This window comes from Arthrobacter sp. StoSoilB22 (assembly GCF_019977315.1).
GTDB lineage: Bacteria > Actinomycetota > Actinomycetes > Actinomycetales > Micrococcaceae > Arthrobacter.
The window spans coordinates 2,312,246-2,333,698 of sequence record NZ_AP024652.1; the positions used below are offsets into that span (position 1 = coordinate 2,312,246).

The following is a 21,453-nucleotide window of genomic DNA, read 5'->3' on the forward strand; positions in this document are numbered from 1 at the left end:
TGGGCTCAGCGTGCACTGGTCTGGACTCTCCTCTGACTGGTAAGTGGAAGTCCCATCGTAATCACTTCTCCGAACACTTCGTCCGGATCAAGCCGCCGCAGTTCTTCAGCGAGGCAGTCCTTGAGGCTTCGGCGGGGGAGCGTGATGCGTTGTGCCGGCTGCCCGGGTTGGGTCAGCTCGGCAACAGAGAGGCCGGGACGGAAGAGCTGGACGTCGCCACTGGCACGCGTCAGGCGGACACGGCGGATACCGGTACCTGCAGGGTCCGCCACAATTGTGACCGGGGCCTCCAGCGCCAGACTGAGCCACGCCGCCAGCAACAGGGTGCTGGGGGAATCGGAAGCGCCTTCAACGGCAACGGCGGAGACAGGGTCGCTATCGACCTGGTCAAAGACAGCCGCGAGTTGCATGCGCCAGTTGGTCAGCCGGGTCCATGCCAGATCGGTATCGCCGGCCTTGTAGGTGGCACGGATGTTTTCCAGGGCCAGGCGCGGGTCCGGCTCGTTGGCGGAGTCGGTGATGCGTCGGTGCGCGATGCGGCCGATGGAGGTCTCGCAGGCGCTTTCCGGCGCGCCGTGAGGCCACCACGCCACGATCGGTGCGTCCGGCAGCAGGAGAGCGGCCACAAGGGATTCGCTTTCGTGGGCCATGTGACCGTGACCTCGCAGGACGATGACTTCAGATGCACCGGCGTCGCCACCGACGCGGATCTGCGCGTCGAGGCGGTCAGGGCCTTCAACGCCTGCGTCGGCGAGGACAATGATCCGGCAGGGGTGTTCCCTGCTGGCTTCGTTGGCCGCTTCGATGGCTTCTTCTTCATACCCGGACTTCGTCACCACTACCAGGGTCAGTACACGGCCCAAGGCAATCACGCCGCCTTGCTCGCGCAGGGACATGATCTTCTTGGAGATCTTGGAGGTGGTTGTGTCGGGAAGATCTACGATCATGGCCTTCTCCAGGTTCGTCCGTCACGGGCCAGCAAGGCATCGGCCGAGGCCGGCCCCCAACTACCCGGTGCGTAGGGTTGCGGTTGTTCATCGAGCCCGGCCCAGTATTCCTCGAACGGGTCAAGGATCTTCCAGGACAGTTCCACTTCCTGGTGGCGCGGGAACAGCGGCGGCTCACCCAGAAGTACGTCCAGGATGAGGCGTTCATAGGCTTCGGGGCTGGACTCGGTGAAGGAGTGGCCGTAGCCGAAGTCCATGGTGACATCGCGGACTTCCATCTGCGTGCCCGGAACCTTGGAGCCCAACCGGATGGTTGCGCCCTCGTCGGGCTGCACGCGGATGACCACGGCGTTCTGTCCAAAGTCGTCCTCGCCGTGATCACGGAACAGCAGGTTGGGTGCGCGTTTGAAGACCACGGCGATCTCCGTGACGCGACGGCCCAAACGCTTGCCGGCCCGCAGATAGAACGGCACACCATTCCACCGACGCGTGTTGATGTCCACCCGGATCGCGGCAAACGTCTCGGTCTTGGAATCGGCCGGGATTCCGTCTTCGTCCAGGTAGCCCAGGACTTCCTCGCCGCCCTGCCAGCCTCCGGTGAACTGACCACGTGCGGAGTGTGTGGAGAGGTCCTCGGGCAGCTTGACCGCTGCGAGGACCTTTTCCTTCTCCGCCCGCAAGTCATCGGCGTTGAAGGAGATGGGCTCTTCCATCGCTGTCAACGCGAGCAACTGGAGCAGGTGGTTCTGGATAACATCGCGGGCAGCACCCACGCCGTCGTAATACCCCGCACGCCCACCGGTGCCGATGTCCTCGGCCATGGTGATCTGGACGTGGTCTACGTAGTTGGCGTTCCAGAGCGGTTCGAACAGCTGGTTCGCGAAGCGCAACGCCAGGATGTTCTGCACCGTCTCCTTACCCAAGTAGTGGTCGATCCTGAACACGGCGTCAGCCGGGAATACCGACTCCACAATGTCGTTGAGCTGGCGGGCAGACTCAAGATCGTGCCCGAACGGCTTCTCGATGACCACACGCCGCCATTGCCCCGGCTTCGCCTGCGCCAAGCCATGCTTGGACAGCTGCCGGCAGACCTGTTCAAACGCTTTGGGCGGGATGGACAGGTAGAACCCGTGGTTCCCACGGGTTCCCCGGGTCTCATCCAGCTCGTCCAGCACATCGCCCAGACGTTCGAAAGCGTCGTCGTCGTCGAACTCGCCCTGAACAAAACGGATACCGGAGGCAAGCTGCTCCCACACCGCTTCATCAAATTTGGTCCGCGCGTGCGCCTTGACGTTTTCCTTGACTTCGGCCGCGAACTCGGTGTTATCCCACTCACGACGACCGAAGCCCACCAACGCGAAGCTGGGAGGCAAGAGGCCGCGGTTGGCGAGATCATAGACCGCCGGCATGAGCTTCTTACGAGCCAGGTCCCCGGTGACTCCGAAGAACACCAACGACGACGGCCCGGCAATCCGATTCAGGCGACGGTCCCGCGGATCCCGCAAAGGATTCCGGGTACTGCCGTTCTTAGTTTCTGGCATGTTTGGTTCTGTGCCTTAGCTTTCGAGTGCGCTGGCTTGGTTAGCCAACGCAGAGACGATTTCCTGGAGCTGGGCTACGCCGGCTGCACGGTCGGTGAGGTGCAGGCGCAGTACCGGGCGGCCGTGACCTTCCAGGACCTGGGCATCACCCGAGGCCTGCGCAGCAATGAGCTGGCCGAACGTGAAGGGACGCTCCGGGATCTCGAGATCCGTAGCTGATGCTGCAGTGATCTGCAGGAACACTCCGATTGCCGGTCCGCCCTTATGGAACTGTCCCGTGGAGTGCAGGAAACGCGGGCCCCAACCGAACGTCACCGGACGGCCACTGACGGCAGCCAGTTCGTCACGGATGCCTTCGAGCGGTGCATGGGAAATGCGGTCCAGGTAGGCCTGAACGCTCAAATAACCATCTGCACCGAGCTGGCCAAGGAGCGCCTGCACAGCTTCGCTCGCCGTCGAGGCGTCCCCGAGCCAGTCCCCGCCGCGAACCTCCACAGCACCATCGGTGAACGCTGCGGGGGTCGGTTCAGGGCGGGCGTCCAACAGGCCGCGCGCGGCAACCTTAGCTGCCTCGACGTCGGGCTGGTCAAACGGGTTGATGCCCAGCAGACGGCCCGCTACCGCGGTGGCGAATTCCCAGGCAAACATCTGCGAGGGAAGCCCACCGGCAATGGCAACCTCGTTCTCACGAAGTTCGACGTCGGCATCAGCACTCACCAGGCGGACCACCAGGACATCCCCGGCACCGCCAAGGGCCTCCGGGGAATCCGGACCGGCAACGACCGGCAGAACACCGGTGCCCAGCTTGCCGGTGGATTCCGCGATCAGCTGTTCGGCCCAGTCAGCGAAGCCGACAATGCCCGAACCGTCTTCGGCGATCACGATCTTGTTGCGCAGCGGGTTGGTACCACCCAGGGCGATGCCGAGGGCAAGGCCGATGTTGTCCGCTGAATCCTCATTGAGAATCTCAGCAGCTTCTTCAGCTTCATCCAGGAATGCCTGGATGTCGACACCGGCCAGCCCACACGGGACCAAGCCAAAAGCTGTCAGTGCAGAGAAACGTCCACCCACATTCGGATCGGCGTTGAACACTGCGCGGTAGCCCGCTTCGCGGGAAGCGTTATCCAGCGGCGAACCGGGATCGGTGACGATGATGATGCGGCTCTTGGCGTCGATGCCGGCGTCGTTGAACGCCTTCTCGAACACTCGTCGCTGGGAGTCGGTTTCAACGGTGGAGCCCGACTTGGAGGAAACAACGATAGCCGTCTCCGCCAGCCGGTCCGCCAATGCAGCACTGACCTGTTCGGGGTCGGTGCTGTCCAGCACCGTCAGCTCGACGCCGGCGGTGCCGGCGATAACCTCAGGCGCCAAGGAAGACCCACCCATGCCACAAAGGACAATGCGGGTGACCCCTTCACCGCGAAGGGCATCGCGAAGTTCCAGGATGTCACCGACCAAAGCCTGAGACACTGTGGCGGCTTCTACCCAGCCGAGGCGTATCGCCGATTCGGACTCCGCGTCAGGGCCCCACAAAGTGTGGTCCTTGGCGAAAATCCGCGTGGCGATCTTTTCCTCGACCAAGCCGTCAATGTGCTGGGCAATAGCCTGCTGGGCGGCACCGCTGGCGTCGTAGCTGATTGTGCTCATGGTGTGTTAGGAAGCCTTCCGTGCGGTGACGAGTGCGCCTTCAACGTCGGCGAGGAGTTCCTTCCAGGAGCCCACGAACTTCTCGAGGCCTTCGGTCTCAAGGAGGGTGACGACGTCGTTGTAGGAGACACCGAGGGCTTCGAGGGCGTTGAGGGTCTCGTTCGCTTCGTCGTAGGTGCCGGTGATGGTGTCGCCGGTGACTACTCCGTGGTCGAACGTGGCGTCGAGGGTCTTCTCGGGCATGGTGTTGACCACGCCCGCAGCGACGAGTTCGGTGACGTAGAGGGTGTCCGGGTAGGCCGGGTCCTTCACGCCGGTGGAAGCCCACAGGGGGCGCTGGGGGAGAGCGCCTGCTTCAGCCAGCACTGCCCAACGCTCGGTGGAGAAGAGCTCTTCGTAGACCTGGTAGGCCAGGCGTGCGTTCGCCACGCCGGCCTTGCCCTTGAGTGCCTTGGCTTCATCGGTGCCGATGGCGTCAAGGCGCTTGTCGATTTCCGAATCCACGCGGGACACGAAGAACGATGCCACCGAGTGGATCTTGGAAAGGTCGTGGCCGTTTTCCTTGGCCTGCTCAAGACCGGACTGGAAGGCGTTGATGACTGCGCGGTAGCGCTCCAAGGAGAAGATCAGCGTGACGTTGACGCTGATGCCCTCGGCGAGGGTGGCCGTGATGGCCTCCAGGCCTTCCAGGGTTGCCGGGATCTTGATGTGGACGTTGTCCTTGTTGACCTTGGCGTGCAGGTGCTTGGCCTCGGCAATGGTACCGGCGGTGTCCCAGGCAAGGCGGGGGTCAACCTCGATGGAGACTCGGCCATCCACACCATTGGTGGCGGCGGCGATCGGGGCGAAGAGATCGCAGGCGTCAGCGACGTCCGTGGTGGTGATCTCGAAAATCGTCTCTTCGACACTGGCGCCGGCGGCAGCCTGGGCGGCAATGGTGGCGTCGTAGTCCGTGCCGGCGGTGATGGCGGCGTGGAAGATGGACGGGTTGGTGGTCACACCAACAACGTTCTTCTCGTCGATGAGCTTCTGCAGCGTGCCGGTATCCAGGCGGGTGCGGGAGAGGTCATCGAGCCAGATCGAAACGCCGGCGTCAGAGAGCTGCTGCGTGGGAGTTGTAGACATGTGTGTTTCTCCTTGTGAGAGGGAAGCAGACTGTTATGCGTTGGAGTCTGCGAGGGAGTCTTTGGCTGCGGCGGCAACGGCTTCGGCGGTGATGCCGAACTCGTTGAAGAGCCGCTTGTAGTCGGCCGAGGCGCCGAAGTGTTCCAGGGAGATGGAGCGGCCGGCGTCGCCGACGAATTCGCGCCAGCCCAGTGCCAGACCGGCTTCGACCGAAACGCGGGCCTTGACAGCAGCGGGGAGCACGGACTCGCGGTAAGCCTCGTCCTGCTTGTTGAACCACTCAACGCACGGCATGGAGACAACGCGGGCTGCGATGCCTTCGGCCTGCAGGGCTTCGCGGGCCTGGACTGCGAGCTGAACCTCGGAGCCGGTGCCGATCAGGATGACCTGCGCGTCAACGGATTCGCCGTCCTTGGAGGCTTCGGCAAGGACGTACCCGCCCTTGGCTACACCTGCGGTGGAACCGAAGGTGTCACCAGCAGCTTCGCCTTCGCCGCGGGCGTAGGTGGGGATGTTCTGGCGGGTCAGGACAATGCCTGCCGGGTTCTCGTGGTTCTCCAGCATGGCCTTCCATGCAGCCGAGACCTCGTTGGCGTCGCCGGGACGGACGACATCCAGGCCCGGGATGGCGCGCAGCGACGCGAGCTGCTCCACCGGCTGGTGGGTAGGTCCGTCTTCGCCCAGGCCGATGGAGTCGTGCGTCCACACGTACAGGGATGGGACACCCATCAGAGCGCCAAGGCGGATCGCCGGGCGCTGGTAGTCGGAGAAGATCAGGAACGTACCGGAGAAGGCCCGGGTGCGTCCGTGCAAGGAGATGCCGTTCACGATCGAAGCAGCAGCGTGCTCACGGATACCGAAGTGCAGGACACGTCCGTACGGGTTGCCCTTCCAGGCATCCGTGGAGCGCGAGGTCGGGATAAACGACGGCGAGCCTTCAATGGTGGTGTTGTTGGACTCGGCGAGGTCGGCCGAACCGCCCCAGAGCTCGGGCAGGACCGGGCCGATAGCGTTCAGGACCTTGCCGGAGGCAGCGCGGGTGGAAACGTCCTTGCCTGCCTCAAAGACGGGCAGTGCAGCGTCGATGCCCACGGGCAGCTTCTTGGCTTCCACACGCTCCAGCAGGGCAGCAGCATCCGGGTTGGCGGACTGCCATGCCTCGAACGACTTCTGCCACGCGGCACGGGATTCGGCGCCGCGGTCCAGGACCTTGCGGGCGTGGGCCAGAACTTCTTCGTCAACGTCGAAGGACTTGGCCGGATCGAAACCGAGCACGGTCTTCAGTGCCGCGACTTCCTCGGCACCCAAAGCGGAACCGTGGATCTTGCCGGTGTTCTGCTTCTTTGGTGCCGGGTAGCCGATGATGGTGCGCAGCGAGATGATGGACGGCTTGTTCGTCTCTGCCTTGGCTGCCTGCAGTGCGGAGTAGAGCTCCTGGACGTCTTCGACGTAGTCACCGGTCTTGGTCCAGTCAACGCGCTGGGTGTGCCAGCCGTACGCCTCGTAGCGTTTAAGGACGTCTTCGGTGAAGGCGATGTCGGTGTCGTCTTCGATGGAGATGTGGTTCTCGTCGTAGATCACCACGAGGTTGCCCAGTTCCTGGTGCCCGGCAAGCGAGGACGCCTCGGACGTCACGCCTTCCTGGAGGTCGCCGTCGGAAGCGATGACCCAGATGGTGTGGTCGAACGGCGATTCGCCGGCGGGAGCATCGGCGTCGAACAATCCACGCTGGCGACGCTGGGAGTACGCGAAACCAACAGCGGAGGCCAGCCCCTGGCCCAGCGGGCCGGTGGTGATTTCCACACCGGCGGTGTGCTTGTACTCAGGGTGACCCGGGGTCAGCGAACCCCAGGTGCGGAGCGCCTCGAGGTCCTTCAGTTCCAGGCCGTAACCGGAGAGGAACAACTGGATGTACAGGGTCAATGACGTGTGACCGGGGGACAACACAAAGCGGTCGCGGCCAATCCAGTCCGGGTTCTTCGGGTCATGACGCATCAGCTTCTGGAACAGCAGGTACGCTGCCGGAGCCAAGCTCATTGCCGTACCAGGGTGACCGTTTCCGACCTTCTCCACGGCGTCGGCGGCCAACACGCGAACGGTGTCAACTGCCTTTTTGTCCAGATCGGTCCATGACAGTTCTTGCTCTTCCAAATGTGGCACGAAAACCGAGCCCCTCTCTGTGCTGACGGCAGGCGTACGGACACGGCACGCAGGAAGCACAGGATGGCGCCCGCTGCAATGTGTCTACCAGCCGTTCACCATTGAAACGTTGATCTCTCATCCAGACGCACGGATATCCGAGAATACGGTTTCCCGGATGGTCAACGTGTGCTGATCTGCTCAACAGCTTAGCCCTAAACGTGTCAGGTAACTGAGGGAATCCCACTAACTGGACAGAAATTCGCTTATATGAATCACCATGGCACCGCGGGGGAGTGAAGTTTCGGAAACATTGACGTATTTTGCGGACATCGGCCCTCTTTCCGCCACGGTATGATATTTGGAGGCCAGCAGCGGTTCATGCGCCCGAGGTTGCTTTCGACAACAGGGACGGCAGCCGCTGCGAGAACCCCAGAGCATAGAACAGAGTGACTGCCGCCGTGAGCACAACTGATACGCCCCTTAACGCGTCCCCGGCACGGGGAAGCATCGGAATGTCCCGTAAATTCAAGGCGTATCTGGCTCTGACCAAACCCAGGGTCATCGAACTGCTCCTGGTCAGCACACTGCCCACCATGATTTTTGCGCAACGCGGTTTCCCGTCCATCGGGCTGATTCTTGCGACCCTCGTTGGTGGTGCATTCGCTGCCGGCAGTGCCGGCGTCTTCAACTGCTACATCGACCGCGACATTGACAAACTCATGCACCGCACGGAAAAGCGGCCCTTGGTCACTGGTGAAGTATCGCCGCGCGAGGCCCTGGTGTTTGCCTGGGTACTGGGTGCCGCCTCGATCGCGATCCTGTGGTTCGGTGCCAACCCGCTTTCTGCGTGGCTGGGTCTCGGCGCGATCGTTTTCTACGTGGTCATTTACACCATGATCCTGAAGCGTCGCACGGCCCAGAACATCGTCTGGGGTGGCGCTGCCGGATGCTTCCCGGTTCTCATCGCCTGGGCGGCCGTTACCAACACGGTCGAGTGGCCCGCCATTGTCCTGTTCATGGTGATTTTCCTCTGGACGCCTCCCCATTACTGGCCGCTTTCCATGCGATACGGCGAGGACTACCGCAACGCCAACGTACCCATGCTCGGCGCCATCGCCGGCGCGAAGGTGGTCTCTGTACAGGTAGTCCTCTACGCGTGGGCCATGGTGGCCTGCTCGTTGCTGATGGTGCCCGTTGGTGGGGCCGGCTGGGTCTACACCATCGTCGCCGTTGCCGCCGGCGCCTGGTTCCTCTACGAAAGCCACGCCTTGTACAAGCGCGCCCAGGGTGGCGACGTCTCCAACAAGGGCGCAATGAAGGTCTTCCATGGCTCCATCAGCTACCTGACGCTGCTCTTCATTGCCTTGGCCGTTGATCCGTTCGTCGGCTCCGCGATCGTTGGCGCCTAGCTCCGCACACGCTCTGCAAGCCGCAAACGCTCGACGCCGGTACTCGCCAGAGTGCCGGCGTCGCCGTTTTGCGGCGCTCTTCTCTGACCCTCTCTCACATCCCGCGGGCTTGAGCCGATCCCTCTCTCACATCCCCCGGAGCCTAACCGCTCCAGGGGTCCCGTAACGCCCCCTATCGTTCGTGATGTGACGCGGACAGTCCAGCGACACACAGCCTTCGACATTCCGGCTGGCTCTATCCCCGAGGCGCCCCCATGCAGAGGTGCTGTCCGCATCGCAGACGCCGCATTTGTCCGTCTGCAAAGTGCCACCGATTCCTTTGGTGATGTCGCCCTGCTTGATCATTCATTCGGGGCTCCGGTCGCCGTCCTCGGCGGGGACGCCGCACGGCAGCTGGGCCTCGCGAAGCCGGGACCCGGCGTCGTGATGTGGCTCTATGGCAAGCCAGTACCAGTGGTGGGAATCATCAATAAACCGGGGCGTGACCCCATCCTCGATGGCGCCGTTGTGGTTGGCGTTCGGTCCTACCCCATAAGGTCAACCAATGTGGCCGCGAATTTGGTCCTCAGGACGCAAACCGGCGCGCCGGCTGCCATAGCGGAAGTACTCCCCAAAGCGCTGAGTCCGGCGTCAACGGAGGCAATCGAGGTTCAGACCGTCGCTGACCTCAGGGATCTCAAACACGCAATCAACACTGACCTCGGCCGTATGGTTGCGATAGTTTCGGTTGTTCTGCTGGCCCTCGGAATGCGGCGGACCGCTCTGGCGTCCATGTTCCTTGTGGAAGGGGCAGTAGTGGGTGCACTTGGTGGCATTGCCGGCGCCGCCGCGGGCATGGGCGCCGCTCTTGCCTACGCCGCAAACGAGGGCTGGGTCCCGGTGATTCCAGCAGATGCGGCCCTTTGGGGTATCGCGGCCGACCTGCTCAGTGGCACCCTCTCAGCGGTTTATCCGGCAGTGGTGGCGTCGCGGGCGAATCCGGCGCAGCTCATCCGCAGCTAACGCTTCGGGCTGTACTTCGCCACATCAGCGGCGTTGGTGGCCGCACTCATCAACACGGCAGCACCGAACATATGAGCGCCCACGAGCAGTGCGGGAATGCCGTTGTAATACTGAGTGAAGCCGATGACGGCCTGCAGCAGGGTTACACCCAGAAGGAGATACGTCGCCGTCCGGAATGGCCCGGAAAGCTTGTGCCTGAAAACCAAGTACACCGCGAATAGTGTTCCTGCAGTGATCAGGTAGGCCGGTACGGCGTGGATATGTGAGAAGAGGTCCCAGTCAAGGTCATTGCGCGGAGCATCTGCATCGCCTGCGTGGGGCCCGGCGCCAGTGACCACGACACCCAGCATCACCGAAAGTGCCGAGAAAACAGCAACGGCCGTCATCAACGGACGGGTTACAGCGGGCAGGACAGGCAGCGTGCGGTTCATGAACCGGCCGGTCCGCCCGTAAGCGCGGTTGACCAGGAGTGTGGCGAAGACCACCAGAGCCATGGAGACAAGGAAGTGAAGGCCCACAACCCAAGGGTTGAGGCCGGACAGAACCGTGATTCCACCGATCACAGCCTGCGCCGGAATGCTGGCCAGAAGGCCCAGAGCAAGGACGAACAGGTCGCGGCGCTCTTTGCGGAGATTCCACAAGTACACCAGCATGAGCGCAGCAACGGCTGCCAGAGCGAAGGTCAGGAGCCGGTTGCCGAATTCGATGAAACCGTGGATGCCCATCTCCGGCGTATTCACCAACGAATCGCTGGTGCAGCGCGGCCACGTAGGGCACCCAAGGCCGGAAGCGGTAAGTCGCACGGCACCACCGGTCACCACAAGCACTGTCTGTCCAATGAGGGACAACAGTGCCAGGCGGCGCACGGCGTTGTTGACCTCGGTGGGCAGCTTGGACGTCAATCGCTGGACGGTATTGGGTAGGCGCGATGCCGTGCTCACAGTTGTCTCACTTCTCAGTTCTGCGTTGGTGGTTAATGCCTGAATGGGTTAGTTCCATTTGAACCATCGGATGGCCGCAGCACCGGCCAGTACGGTCCACAGCAGGAGGACTAAAACGGCGGGGAAAGGAACACTGCCCGAGAGGAAAGCATCACGGAGCGCTTGGCCCAGCGCCCCTGAGGGCAGGAAGTGCACGATGCCCTGAAGTAGGGAAGGTAGTCGTTCCGCCGGCACCACAATCCCGCCCAGGGCCCCCAGGAGAATCCACAGCAGGTTGGTGATTGCCAGGGTAGCTTCAGGGCGCACCGTACCGGCCACCAGCAGCCCCAGCGCAGTGAAGGCTGCAGCACCGAGAACTAAAAGTCCGAGCCCTGGAAGCCAGGCGTCCAGGCGTGGTTGCCATCCCAGCATGCCGGCAACGGCTGCCACGACCAGGACCTGAAGAAAAAGGACCACCAGCACGGCGAGGATCTTGCCTGCGATGAGTCCGCCCCGACCAAGGGGAGTTGTGGACAGGAAACGGAGCACTCCGTACCGGCGGTCAAAGCCGGTAGCGATGCCCTGGCCGGTGAAGGCAGTGGACATCGCACAAAGTGCCAGGATTCCCGGCGTTGCAACGTCTACGCGTGATCCGCCCATGTCATCGAGGAGGGGCGTCACTACCAGTCCCACCAAGGCCATCAAGGGTAGGACAATAGCGAGGATGAGTTGCTCACCGTTGCGCAGCATGGTGATGGTCTCGTAGCGGCCCTGCTGCATGATCCGGCGCGGTAGGGATGCCGGTCCGGCGTTGGGCGAGTGAAGTGGGCTCATCGGAGGTCCCTTCCGGAAATGTCCAGGAACACGTCTTCCAGGCTACGGGCTTCCAACCGCAGCGAGGCGGGCATGATGTTCCGTTCAGCCCACCAAGCAGTCAGGGATGCAAGGTCATTCGGGGTGATGGCGCCGGTGATGGCGTAACTCCCGGAGCGCGTCTCTGTTATCTGCAGGCCGGCATCCACAGCACCGTTCAAGCTTAGACCGCCGGGTGCGTCGAAGTAGAGCGTCCGGTCCGTGATGGCGGAGTCCGCTGCGTGATCGTGCCGAAGCAATTCGGCGACCGTTCCCTCAACCACGTTGTGACCGCCGTCGATGATGTAGACGTAGTCCGCCAGGCGTTCCGCGTCGTCCATCAGGTGGGTGGTCAGGACAATGCCCATTCCGGCATCCCTGAGCTCGGCAATGAGCTCAAAAACCATCTGCCGGGACTGTGGATCCAAGCCGGCACTGGGCTCGTCGAGGAAAAGGATTTCAGGGTTACCCACCAGCGCCGCCGCGAGTGCCAGCCGCTGCTTTTGGCCGCCGGAAAGGCGGCGCACGCTGGTCCGGCTGAACTGGTGTATTCCCAGGCGTTCCACCAGCGCGTCAACGTTCATGGGCTTTTGGTACATGCCGGCGACATGCCGCAACAAGGGTATGGGACGGGCCGACGGCGGGAGGCCGCCGTCCTGGAGCATCACACCTACGCGGGATCTCAAGACGGCACCTGCAGTATCAGGGTCCGCGCCAAGGAGGGAGATATTTCCGCCTGTTCGCTTCTGCAAACCTTGGGCGCACTCGAGCGTGGTGGTCTTGCCCGCGCCGTTAGCCCCCAATAGGGCGGTTACCTGGCCGCGTTCGGCCACCAGCGACAGTCCGCTGACCACCCTGAGCATTTTGCCGTCAAGGGAGGTCAGGGGGCCTACGTCCTTTATGAGTCCATCTATAGTGAGGACGGGGGATTTGGGGGATCGCACCAGAGTATTCTACGGGAAGTAGTACGGTCACACTTGGCGGCTTCCGCAGGTCAGCCTTGCCTTACTGGATGCATGAAACAAATTACGACATGATTATGTTGTGTATTCCATGAGCAGTCCAACTTCCATGCCTTCAACACGGCATGCTGCAGCGGCGGAGGCATTCCTTGCCCCGCCCGCGATGCCGGACGCGGATGATCGCACACGGGACCGGGTCCTAAGCGCCGTTCTGGAAAACGGTCCAGTGAGCGCCGCGGAGCTCGGCGACCTCCTCGGCTTCACACCGGCCGCAGTCCGCCGCCACCTTGACCACTTGGAGCGCAACGGCGTAATCGAAGTCAAGCGTGTGACCAAGGCCGGTTCCGGCGCGGGACGCCCCGCGCGCCGCTACGTCCTGAGCTCGCAGGGACAGTCCACTCTCGGCGATGACTACCTGAACATTGCCAGCTCGGCGCTCCACCGTCTCCAGGAACTCGCCGGCGAAGACGCGGTTCGCGCATATGCGGAGGAACGCTTCTCCGATATGGAACGGCGCTACGCTCCCGAGGTCGAGGCCGCCGGAGATGACATCACTGCCAGGGCCATGGCACTTTCCAGGGCCCTGAGCCGCGATCGCTTCGTTGCATCAGCCCATTCCATTGAGGCCAAGGCCCCGTTGCCCGCCGCACTGTCCAGCGTCCAGCTGTGCCAGGGTCACTGCCCTATCCAGCGCCTGGCTGCGGAGTTTCCGGTTTTCTGCGACACCGAGACCGAGGTCTTCTCGCGCTTGGTGGGCGTCGATGTCCGGCGTCTCTCCACGCTCGCGCAGGGCGGACATGTGTGCACCACCCATATACCTACCGGGCGCCCGGCTGCCACGGCATCTCCGGATGTCGCAGTGCAGTCCGGGAACCCGTACCAGGAATCAAACAACCAGCAAGAAAGGCCGTGATGACGGACCAAATAGCAGAGAAAGCGGTAGCTGACGGCACTGTGATCTCGGAGATTCTGGAGAAGAATCCCGAACTGCACGGTATCGGAAACTACGAGTACGGCTGGGCCGACAAGAACGACGTTGGCGCCAACGCCCGTCGTGGCCTCAACGAGGAGGTCGTCCGCGATATCTCCTCGAAGAAGAACGAGCCCGAATGGATGCTCGATCTGCGGCTCAAGGGCCTCAAGTATTTCGACCGCAAGCCTATGCCTACCTGGGGTGCAGACCTCTCCGGCATCGACTTCGACAACATCAAATACTTCGTGCGCTCCACCGAGAAGCAGGCGGCAACGTGGGAAGACCTTCCGGAAGACATCCGGAATACCTACGAGAAGCTGGGTATCCCCGAAGCTGAGCGCAGCCGTCTCGTCTCTGGCGTCGCAGCCCAGTACGAGTCCGAGGTTGTCTACCACCAGATCCGCGAGGACCTGGAAGCCCAGGGCGTGATCTTCCTGGACACGGACACCGCACTTCGCGAGCACCCGGAGATCTTCCAGGAGTACTTCGGCACCATCATCCCGGTGGGCGACAACAAGTTCGCTTCGTTGAACACGGCCGTATGGTCCGGCGGATCATTCGTGTACGTGCCCAAGGGCGTTCATGTGGACATCCCGCTGCAGGCCTACTTCCGCATCAACACGGAGAACATGGGCCAGTTCGAGCGCACGCTGATCATCGCTGATGAAGACTCCTACGTTCACTACATCGAAGGCTGCACGGCTCCGATCTACACCTCGGACTCACTGCACTCGGCCGTGGTGGAGATCATCGTGAAGAAGGGCGCCCGCGTCCGTTACACGACCATCCAGAACTGGTCCACCAACGTGTACAACCTGGTGACCAAGCGCGCTATCTGCGAAGAGGGCGCCACCATGGAGTGGATCGATGGCAACATCGGTTCCAAGGTGACCATGAAGTACCCGGCCGTCTACCTCGTTGGCGAGCACGCCAAGGGCGAGACGCTGTCCATCGCCTTCGCCGGCGAGGGCCAGCACCAGGACACCGGGTCCAAGATGGTGCACATTGCACCGAACACCAAGAGTTCCATCATTTCCAAGTCGGTCGCCCGCGGCGGCGGACGTGCAGCGTACCGCGGCCTGGTCCAGGTCCGTGAGGGTGCCAAGCACTCGGCCAACACGGTCCGCTGTGATGCCCTGCTGGTGGACACCATTTCCCGTTCGGACACGTACCCGTACATCGACATCCGCGAGGATGACGTTGTCATGGGCCACGAGGCCACCGTTTCACGCGTCAGCGAAGAGCAGCTCTTCTATCTGATGTCCCGCGGCATGCCTGAAGACGAGGCCATGGCCATGATCGTGCGCGGCTTCATCGAGCCGATCGCCCGTGAACTGCCCATGGAATACGCTCTTGAGCTGAACCGCCTGATTGAACTGCAGATGGAAGGGTCCGTCGGTTAACAATGACTGATATCACTACTGAAAAAGCGCGCATCGGCGCGCCCTCGGCCCAGCCGTTCATCAACGGCTTCACCGAGGAAGGCGAGAACCTTTCGCCCGCCAACACCGGAACGAACACCAGCACGACGTCGGAGCAGCCCTCCGCTGGTCCGCTCGCCGGCGCTTCGGCCAAGAGCCACTCGCACGGTGGCGGGGTCGGCATCCCGGACAGCTCCCGCGCCGGCCGCCTCACCTCGTACAAGCTGGCAGACTTCAAGCCGCTGAACGGCCTTGAGGAAGACTGGCGATTCACTCCGTTGAAGCGCCTCCGCGGCCTCCACACCGATGTCCTCAACGGCGCAGCTCCTGTTGTCAGCGTCACTGCACCGGCCGGCGTCGTTGTTGAAACTGTTGGCCGCGATGACAAGCGCATCGGCCAGGCGGGCATCCCCGAGGACCTCGTGTCCGCCAATGCCTGGGAGAACTTCGCCGAGGCCACCGTGATCACCGTGCCCGCCGATCTGCAGGCCGAGAGTGAAGTTTCCGTCCTGGTCACCGGCGCCGGTGAGGCGCCGTCGGCACAGCACATCGTGATTGTGGCCGAACGCTTCTCCAAGGCTGTTGTGGTTCTGGATCACCAGGGCTCCGCGGTTGTCTCCGAGAACGTGGAGATCATTGTGGAGGACGGTGCTGAACTGACTGTCGTCTCCTTGCAGGAATGGGCAGACGACGCGGTCCACGCGTCTTCGCAGCAGGCAAAGATCGGCCGCGATGCCAAGTTCAAGCACATCGTGGTCAGCCTTGGCGGCGACCTCGTTCGCGTCACGCCGTCCACGCGTTTCACGGCTCCCGGTGCCGACGTCGAAATGTTCGGCCTGTACTTCGCCGACGCCGGCCAGCACCTTGAGCAGCGCCTCTTTGTTGACCACGCAGTGGCCAACTGCAAGTCCCGCGTCCTCTACAAGGGTGCTCTTCAGGGACGCAATGCCCACAGCGTATGGGTGGGCGACGTCCTGATCCGTAAGGAAGCAGAAGGTACCGATACCTACGAGGCCAACCGCAACCTTGTCCTCACGGACGGTGCACGCGCCGACTCGGTTCCCAACCTCGAAATCGAAACCGGTTTGATCGAGGGTGCAGGCCACGCCAGCGCCACCGGCCGTTTCGATGACGAGCACCTCTTCTACCTCATGGCCCGCGGTATTCCTGAGAAGGTTGCCCGCCGCCTGGTGGTCCGGGGCTTCCTCAACGAGATCATCCAGCAGATCAAGGTCCCGGCAATCGAAGATCGCCTGACCGCAGCTGTTGAGCGCGAACTCGCCGCGACCGACAACTAAGACAGGCCAGGCAGAGCAAACAATGAGTGAAGAAACCAAGGGCGAACTGGTATGCAACGCCAATGACATCCAGGTCAAGCAAGCGCTGCGTGTCCTGATCGATGACTATCCTGTAGCCATCGTCAGGGACTCGATGGGCGAGATCCACGCGATCGCCGATACCTGCTCGCACGCGGACATCTCGTTGTCCGAGGGTGAGGTTGAAGGCTGCGCGATCGAGTGCTGGGGACACGGTTCGCAGTTCGACCTCCGCAGCGGACAACCGCTCCAGCTGCCTGCTTATGACCCCGTCCCCGTTTTTGCCGTCACCATCGATGGAGACGACGTTTACGTGGACGTGACCAACGTTGTGAACGGTGCCTCGGTAGATCACTACTGAGCGCCCAGTACCGCCAGACTTACGAACGGAAAGAAAGAAGAGCATGTCAACTCTTGAAATCAAGGACCTGCACGTCAGCATCGAAACGGAGCAGGGCACCAAGGAGATCCTGAAGGGCGTCAGCCTCACCATCAAGACCGGTGAAACGCACGCCATCATGGGCCCCAACGGCTCGGGCAAGTCCACCCTCGCCTCCACGATCGCCGGTCACCCGCGCTACAACGTCACCAGCGGCACCATTACGCTGGACGGCGAAGACGTCCTGGAAATGAGCGTCGACGAGCGCGCCCGTGCAGGCATGTTCCTGGCCATGCAGTACCCGGTAGAGGTTCCCGGTGTGACCATGACCAACTTCCTGCGCACCGCCAAGACCGCGATCGACGGCGAAGCACCGGCACTGCGCACCTGGACCAAGGACGTCAAGGCTGCCATGCAGCAGCTGCGCATCGACGCCGACTTTGCACAGCGCAACGTCAACGAGGGCTTCTCCGGTGGTGAGAAGAAGCGTGTTGAGATCCTGCAGCTCGAACTCTTCAAGCCGAAGTTCGCCATCCTTGACGAAACCGACTCCGGCTTGGACGTCGACGCCTTGAAGGTTGTCTCCGAGGGCGTCAACCGCGCCCACGAAGAGGGCAACATGGGCACGCTGCTCATCACCCACTACACCCGCATCCTGCGCTACATCAAGCCGGACTTCGTTCACGTGTTCGTTGACGGCAGGGTTGTTGAAGAGGGCGGCCCCGAGCTCGCAGACCGTCTTGAAGAAGAAGGCTACGACCGCTACGCTCCAGGCGCCGGCGTTGCCGTTGCTCCTGCTGTGCAGGCCTAGTTAGGATCGTTCCATGACCGAAATCAACACGGCGCGAACCAGCCTCGAGGACGTCGAGGAAGCGCTCAAGGACGTCATTGACCCAGAGCTCGGGGTCAACATCGTGGACTTGGGCCTTCTTTACGGACTCAAGTACTCCGACGATGACGGCGCGCTCCTGATCGACATGACACTGACCACGGCGGCTTGCCCGCTGACGGATGTGCTTGAAGAGCAGGTGGGCAAGTCCCTCGACGGAGTGGTTGACGACTGGCGCCTGAACTGGGTATGGATGCCGCCATGGGGTCCGGAACGGATCACCGACGACGGCAAGGACCAGATGAGGGCCCTCGGCTTCAACATCTAACCAGCCTTCACCCGTGCAACGGGCAAAGGAAGGGTTCCGGGTATATCACCCGGAACCCTTCCTTTTTGGTGTTGTCATGCCTTAGGGCGCAGCCACACCGAAGGTGTCGCACTTGTTGATGTCGCCCGTGGTGTACCCCTGATAGAACCATTTTTGCCGCTGCTCGCTGGAGCCGTGGGTCCATGACTCAGGTGAGACGCGGCCGGTTGCGGCTTCCTGGATGCGGTCATCGCCGACGGCGGAAGCGGCCGAGAGCGCATCCTGCAGGTCCTGCTGGGTGAGGGGGTCAAGGAAAGGCTTCCCGCTCGCATCCGTCTGCGTGGTGGCATGGCGGACCCACAGTCCCGCATAGCAGTCTGCCTGGAGCTCCACCCGCACCGCCCCCGACTGCGGTCCCTGTGGATCCTGCTGGGCCTTGTCCAGGCTTCCGAGGATGTTCTGGACGTGGTGCCCGAACTCGTGGGCTACTACGTACTCTTGTGCCAGCGGGCCTCCAGAAGAGCCAAAACGGGTCACCAGTTCATCGAAGAAGCCGGGATCGAAATAGGCGGTGGTGTCTGCAGGGCAGTAGAAGGGGCCAACAGCGCTGGTAGCCGCGCCACAGCCGGTGTTTGTGGCCTCGCTGAAGATGACAGTCTTGGGCCGCGGGTACTGGACGTTGTAATCCGCCAGATAGTCAGGCCAGAAAGCATTCAAGCTATTCACCGTACCGGTGATCCGGCAGTCCAGGCGTTTGTCGGCATCGGCGCCGGTCTGGCATTCCTGGACGCCGCCGGCTCCGGCACTGCCACCTTCGACGGCGGGTGGCTGGCTTCCGCCCCCGGTCAGGTCCCCAAGGATGTTGGGATTGATGCCGAAGAGTGCCAGGAGCAGCACCACAATACCGCCACCAATTCCACCACCGATCTTGGTACCGCGGCCCATGCCACTGCCACGTCGGTCCTCCACTTGGGAGGGGTCAAGCTGCGCGCCGTCATTGAAACTCATACAGTCAGAATAGACGTCACTTTTGGTGCTTGGCGCCAGACACTGCCGTAAAATTGTTTGGATGCCTTTCCTGGATAAACTTCAGCTCTGGGCCGAGGAGCGCCCCCACGACACCGCCGTCGTTGTGGGCAGCGGCCGGCTCACCTGGGCGGGACTCCGCGACGCCGCAGCTGGCTTGGTTGCGGACGCCCCTGCCACCACCGTTCTGGCCGAGCCCAACTCTGTGCGCTTCGTGGAGCGCTATGCTGCCGCTGTGGCGGGGGATCGGCGGTGCGCCGTTCTGGACCCCGAATGGCCGGCCCCGATGATCGAAGAAGTATCCTCACGCGTCCTGCCAACCACCACACCGTTTGGCGCCGAACTGGTGGACGGGGACGCGTCCAGTACCTTCCTCATCGGCCTCACGTCCGGTACCACGTCCGTGCCCAAGGCCTTCACCAGGTCCCGCCGGTCCTGGCAGGTGTCTTTCGATGCCTCCATCGAGTTCTTTGGCTTGTCCCAGGAGGACCGGACCCTTGCGCCCGGTCCTTTGTCAGCAAGCCTGAATCTTTTCGCCCTTTCAGAGTGCCTGTACGCGGGTTCGGCTTTCCATACGCTTGAGTCGTTCGATGTCGCCGACGCCCATGCCGCCATCAGCCATGACGGCATCACCCGCCTTGTTTTGGCGCCCACTGCCCTGAGGTTGCTCAGCGAGCGGGGACTGGCCGGCGACGTTGATGCTTCCGGTATCCGCAGCATCATCTGTGCCGGTTCCAAGTTGGACGCCCGGACACTGGAGGCAGCCCGGCGGTGGGCACCCCGTGCAGCCATCTACGAGTACTACGGTGCCTCGGAGCTGAGTTTCGTTTCCGGTACCCGCCTGGCCGCCGGCGAGCCGTTGGATGCTGGCGGTACCGGCATTGGGTTGCCTTTTCCGGGGGTTGAAGTGACCATCCTTGACGACGCTGGCAGCCCTCTCCGGGACGGGGAACACGGGAATATCAGCGTTCGCAGCGGGATGATCAGCAATGGCTACCTGTGGGGCGACGACGGGCAGGCCCTGCGGTGCCTTGATGGGTGGTACACCGTGGGGGATCAGGGCTTTCTGGAGGACGGCACCCTTCACATCCTTGGACGGCGCTCGGACATGATCATCACCTCGGGAAAGAACGTCTACCCGCATGAGGTTGAGCTGGCCGTTGCTTCCGTGCCGGGCGTGGAAGGGGCGGTTGCTGCCGGAGTACCGGATGACATCCGCGGTCACAAGGTGATCGCCGGCGTCGTTCCTGCCTGCGGTGCGATCACCGCCACCCAGCTCCGCACAGGCTTGGATGGCCTGCTGGCGCGCGACAAGTGGCCGTTGCAGTATTACGTGTTGTCGGAGCTGCCCATGACGGACCGTGGCAAGGTCAGCCGAAAGGTGCTCCTGGACTGGATCAAGAACCACGACCCCCGGGCGCGAGCCCTTGGATAGCCACAAGCCCCTGGATAGCTGGACCGGCTCAGCCGGAGGGTTTGACGAATCCCGCCAGCCTGTCATTATTGCCGCGCTCCGATCTCCTATTTGTCGTGCCAACGGTCAGTTGAAGCAGTTACGTGCCGCGGACCTCCTGGCACCCGTACTGGCTTCCCTGGTTGAAAGAGCGGGCGTGGACCTGGCGGAGGTGGACGATGTCATTGTGGGCAATGCTGTGGGCGGCGGCGGGAATGTTGCCAGATTCGCAGCTCTCCAGGCGGGTTTGCCCATCAACGTCCCTGGCCTTACCGTGGACCGCCAATGCGGCTCAGGTTTGGACGCTATTGCACTGGCATCCCGCTTGGTGGCAGCCGGCGGGGATCCGCTGTATTTGGCAGGGGGCGTTGAAAGCATCAGTAACGCCCCGGCCCGGGCCAATAGAAACGACGACGGCGAACTCGACTTCTACTCCAGGGCCAGCTTTGTGCCGCCGCAGTTCGGCGACCCGGACATGGGTGTTGCGGCGGAGAATGTCGCCCGCGAATTCGGCGTGACACGTCAGAGGCAGGACGAGTACGCGCTCCGGAGCCATCACCGTGCCGTTGACGCTGCCAGGACAGGGCTCTTTGAGGATGAAATTGTTCCGCTCAAGAGCAAGGGGAAACAGGTGGCGCTGGACGATGGCCCCCGAGCTTCACTGCGGGCCCCGCTGATGGCGAGGTTCCCAGCAGCATTCGTGGCGGGCGGATCGGTCACGGCAGCAAACTCATGCTTTGACGCGGACGCAGCGTCCGCCGTCGTCATGACGTCCCTTAAACGAGCCCGCACCCTGGGCGCGACGCACGGGATGCTGGTGCTGGGGTGCGAGACCGTCGGCGTTGATCCGGAATTTCTTGGCATAGGGGCAGCCCACGCGGCCAAGCGGCTCCTGGACCGCCATGGAGTGGACGCAGATGACATTGATCTGGTGGAGTTCAATGAGGCATTCGCCTCCCAAACCATCGCATGCCTGGAGTATCTGGGCGTTGATCCTCAGAAAGCCAACCTTGATGGCGGCGCGCTTGCCTTGGGTCATGGCTACGGAGCTTCGGGAGCGGTCCTGGTGACGAGGTTGATGGCTCAAGCACGCCGCAGTTACGCAGTGCGGGGCGAGAGTTCGCTGGCATTGGCCATGATCAGTATCGCCGGAGGCATGGGAACCGCAGCTCTCTTTCAGTACGCCAAGCTGTAGCCCCTGC

19 protein-coding genes are annotated in these 21,453 nt (G+C 62.6%); 10 read left to right on the forward strand and 9 right to left on the reverse strand.

The features are described 5' to 3' along the window. Positions 1 to 5: 5 nt before the first annotated feature. Genes LDN70_RS10765 through tkt form a run of 5 tightly spaced genes read right to left on the reverse strand, consistent with a single transcriptional unit; the run spans position 6 to position 7,420 of the window. The gene (locus LDN70_RS10765; RefSeq protein ID WP_142939233.1) at positions 6 to 947 is read right to left on the reverse strand and encodes a glucose-6-phosphate dehydrogenase assembly protein OpcA; all 942 of its coding nucleotides are present in this window, start codon (positions 945 to 947) and stop codon (positions 6 to 8) included. Next, positions 944 to 2,488, reverse strand: coding sequence for a glucose-6-phosphate dehydrogenase (gene zwf, locus LDN70_RS10770; RefSeq protein WP_223940308.1), 1,545 nt, complete (start codon positions 2,486 to 2,488; stop codon positions 944 to 946). The genes LDN70_RS10765 and zwf overlap by 4 nt, the downstream gene beginning before the upstream one ends. A 15-nt stretch (positions 2,489 to 2,503) precedes the next feature. Further along, positions 2,504 to 4,135, reverse strand: a complete 1,632-nt coding sequence (locus LDN70_RS10775; protein ID WP_142939231.1) for a phosphoglucose isomerase-related protein — start codon at positions 4,133 to 4,135, stop codon at positions 2,504 to 2,506. A 6-nt stretch (positions 4,136 to 4,141) separates the two neighbouring features. Continuing rightward, the gene (tal, locus tag LDN70_RS10780) at positions 4,142 to 5,260 is read right to left on the reverse strand and encodes a transaldolase (RefSeq protein WP_142939230.1); all 1,119 of its coding nucleotides are present in this window, start codon (positions 5,258 to 5,260) and stop codon (positions 4,142 to 4,144) included. 33 nt (positions 5,261 to 5,293) lie between these two features. After that, a complete protein-coding gene (tkt, locus tag LDN70_RS10785) occupies positions 5,294 to 7,420 on the reverse strand; it encodes a transketolase (RefSeq protein WP_223940309.1) in 2,127 nt (708 codons plus the stop codon). Between the two features lie 428 nt (positions 7,421 to 7,848). Between tkt and LDN70_RS10790 the strand changes: the two genes are divergently transcribed. Together LDN70_RS10790 and LDN70_RS10795 are read left to right on the forward strand one after the other, a co-directional pair. Next, the gene (locus LDN70_RS10790; RefSeq protein WP_142939229.1) at positions 7,849 to 8,811 is read left to right on the forward strand and encodes a heme o synthase; all 963 of its coding nucleotides are present in this window, start codon (positions 7,849 to 7,851) and stop codon (positions 8,809 to 8,811) included. 186 nt (positions 8,812 to 8,997) lie between these two features. Continuing rightward, complete coding sequence (locus LDN70_RS10795; protein WP_223940310.1) at positions 8,998 to 9,813, forward strand: ABC transporter permease; 816 nt, start codon at positions 8,998 to 9,000, stop codon at positions 9,811 to 9,813. Here the strand turns inward: LDN70_RS10795 and LDN70_RS10800 are convergent. Genes LDN70_RS10800 through LDN70_RS10810 form a run of 3 tightly spaced genes read right to left on the reverse strand, consistent with a single transcriptional unit; the run spans position 9,810 to position 12,529 of the window. Continuing rightward, positions 9,810 to 10,754 carry a COX15/CtaA family protein gene (locus LDN70_RS10800; RefSeq protein ID WP_142939227.1) on the reverse strand — a complete coding sequence of 315 codons (945 nt, stop codon included), beginning with the start codon at positions 10,752 to 10,754 and terminating at the stop codon, positions 9,810 to 9,812. The two genes, LDN70_RS10795 and LDN70_RS10800, sit on opposite strands and share 4 nt — an antisense overlap. A gap of 48 nt (positions 10,755 to 10,802) precedes the next feature. Continuing rightward, positions 10,803 to 11,567, reverse strand: coding sequence for an ABC transporter permease (locus LDN70_RS10805; protein WP_142939226.1), 765 nt, complete (start codon positions 11,565 to 11,567; stop codon positions 10,803 to 10,805). Next, complete coding sequence (locus LDN70_RS10810) at positions 11,564 to 12,529, reverse strand: ABC transporter ATP-binding protein (RefSeq protein ID WP_223940311.1); 966 nt, start codon at positions 12,527 to 12,529, stop codon at positions 11,564 to 11,566. Before LDN70_RS10810 ends, LDN70_RS10805 begins: the two co-directional genes overlap by 4 nt. 109 nt (positions 12,530 to 12,638) lie before the next feature. Here LDN70_RS10810 and LDN70_RS10815 point away from each other — a divergent pair, with 109 nt between their 5' ends. Genes LDN70_RS10815 through LDN70_RS10840 form a run of 6 tightly spaced genes read left to right on the forward strand, consistent with a single transcriptional unit; the run spans position 12,639 to position 17,793 of the window. Next, positions 12,639 to 13,460 (forward strand): helix-turn-helix transcriptional regulator, encoded by an 822-nt coding sequence (locus LDN70_RS10815; protein WP_502773715.1) that lies wholly within the window; start codon positions 12,639 to 12,641, stop codon positions 13,458 to 13,460. Further along, positions 13,460 to 14,923, forward strand: a complete 1,464-nt coding sequence (sufB, locus tag LDN70_RS10820; RefSeq protein ID WP_011774792.1) for a Fe-S cluster assembly protein SufB — start codon at positions 13,460 to 13,462, stop codon at positions 14,921 to 14,923. The genes LDN70_RS10815 and sufB overlap by 1 nt, the downstream gene beginning before the upstream one ends. 2 nt (positions 14,924 to 14,925) lie before the next feature. After that, positions 14,926 to 16,239, forward strand: coding sequence for a Fe-S cluster assembly protein SufD (gene sufD / locus LDN70_RS10825; RefSeq protein WP_166840762.1), 1,314 nt, complete (start codon positions 14,926 to 14,928; stop codon positions 16,237 to 16,239). Positions 16,240 to 16,261: 22 nt separating this feature from the next. Continuing rightward, entirely contained in the window at positions 16,262 to 16,618 is a 357-nt protein-coding gene (locus tag LDN70_RS10830; protein ID WP_166840760.1) for a non-heme iron oxygenase ferredoxin subunit, read from the forward strand. A gap of 43 nt (positions 16,619 to 16,661) precedes the next feature. After that, complete coding sequence (gene sufC / locus LDN70_RS10835) at positions 16,662 to 17,447, forward strand: Fe-S cluster assembly ATPase SufC (protein ID WP_142939221.1); 786 nt, start codon at positions 16,662 to 16,664, stop codon at positions 17,445 to 17,447. A gap of 13 nt (positions 17,448 to 17,460) precedes the next feature. After that, a complete protein-coding gene (locus LDN70_RS10840; protein ID WP_089595078.1) occupies positions 17,461 to 17,793 on the forward strand; it encodes a metal-sulfur cluster assembly factor in 333 nt (110 codons plus the stop codon). An 81-nt stretch (positions 17,794 to 17,874) separates the two neighbouring features. Here the strand turns inward: LDN70_RS10840 and ypfJ are convergent, their stop codons facing one another. Continuing rightward, on the reverse strand, positions 17,875 to 18,780 hold the full coding sequence (gene ypfJ, locus LDN70_RS10845; protein ID WP_142939220.1) for a KPN_02809 family neutral zinc metallopeptidase: 906 nt from the start codon (positions 18,778 to 18,780) through the stop codon (positions 17,875 to 17,877). A 61-nt stretch (positions 18,781 to 18,841) separates the two neighbouring features. Here ypfJ and LDN70_RS10850 point away from each other — a divergent pair, with 61 nt between their 5' ends. Both LDN70_RS10850 and LDN70_RS10855 read left to right on the forward strand, forming a co-directional pair. Continuing rightward, the gene (locus LDN70_RS10850; protein WP_223940312.1) at positions 18,842 to 20,233 is read left to right on the forward strand and encodes a class I adenylate-forming enzyme family protein; all 1,392 of its coding nucleotides are present in this window, start codon (positions 18,842 to 18,844) and stop codon (positions 20,231 to 20,233) included. After that, entirely contained in the window at positions 20,226 to 21,446 is a 1,221-nt protein-coding gene (locus LDN70_RS10855; RefSeq protein ID WP_223940313.1) for a thiolase family protein, read from the forward strand. The genes LDN70_RS10850 and LDN70_RS10855 overlap by 8 nt, the downstream gene beginning before the upstream one ends. Positions 21,447 to 21,453: the final 7 nt, after the last annotated feature.

Bases quoted from the DNA above. Each gene is read 5' to 3' on its own strand.
- sufD (WP_166840762.1), top strand. From the start codon at position 14,926: ATGACTGATATCACTACTGAAAAAGCGCGCATCGGCGCGCCCTCGGCC.
- LDN70_RS10765 (WP_142939233.1), bottom strand. From the start codon at position 947: ATGATCGTAGATCTTCCCGACACAACCACCTCCAAGATCTCCAAGAAG.
- ypfJ (WP_142939220.1), bottom strand. From the start codon at position 18,780: ATGAGTTTCAATGACGGCGCGCAGCTTGACCCCTCCCAAGTGGAGGAC.
- LDN70_RS10805 (WP_142939226.1), bottom strand. From the start codon at position 11,567: ATGAGCCCACTTCACTCGCCCAACGCCGGACCGGCATCCCTACCGCGC.
- LDN70_RS10830 (WP_166840760.1), top strand. From the start codon at position 16,262: ATGAGTGAAGAAACCAAGGGCGAACTGGTATGCAACGCCAATGACATC.
- sufC (WP_142939221.1), top strand. From the start codon at position 16,662: ATGTCAACTCTTGAAATCAAGGACCTGCACGTCAGCATCGAAACGGAG.
- LDN70_RS10775 (WP_142939231.1), bottom strand. From the start codon at position 4,135: ATGAGCACAATCAGCTACGACGCCAGCGGTGCCGCCCAGCAGGCTATT.
- LDN70_RS10815 (WP_502773715.1), top strand. From the start codon at position 12,639: ATGAGCAGTCCAACTTCCATGCCTTCAACACGGCATGCTGCAGCGGCG.
- LDN70_RS10840 (WP_089595078.1), top strand. From the start codon at position 17,461: ATGACCGAAATCAACACGGCGCGAACCAGCCTCGAGGACGTCGAGGAA.
- tal (WP_142939230.1), bottom strand. From the start codon at position 5,260: ATGTCTACAACTCCCACGCAGCAGCTCTCTGACGCCGGCGTTTCGATC.
- zwf (WP_223940308.1), bottom strand. From the start codon at position 2,488: ATGCCAGAAACTAAGAACGGCAGTACCCGGAATCCTTTGCGGGATCCG.
- LDN70_RS10850 (WP_223940312.1), top strand. From the start codon at position 18,842: ATGCCTTTCCTGGATAAACTTCAGCTCTGGGCCGAGGAGCGCCCCCAC.
- sufB (WP_011774792.1), top strand. From the start codon at position 13,460: ATGACGGACCAAATAGCAGAGAAAGCGGTAGCTGACGGCACTGTGATC.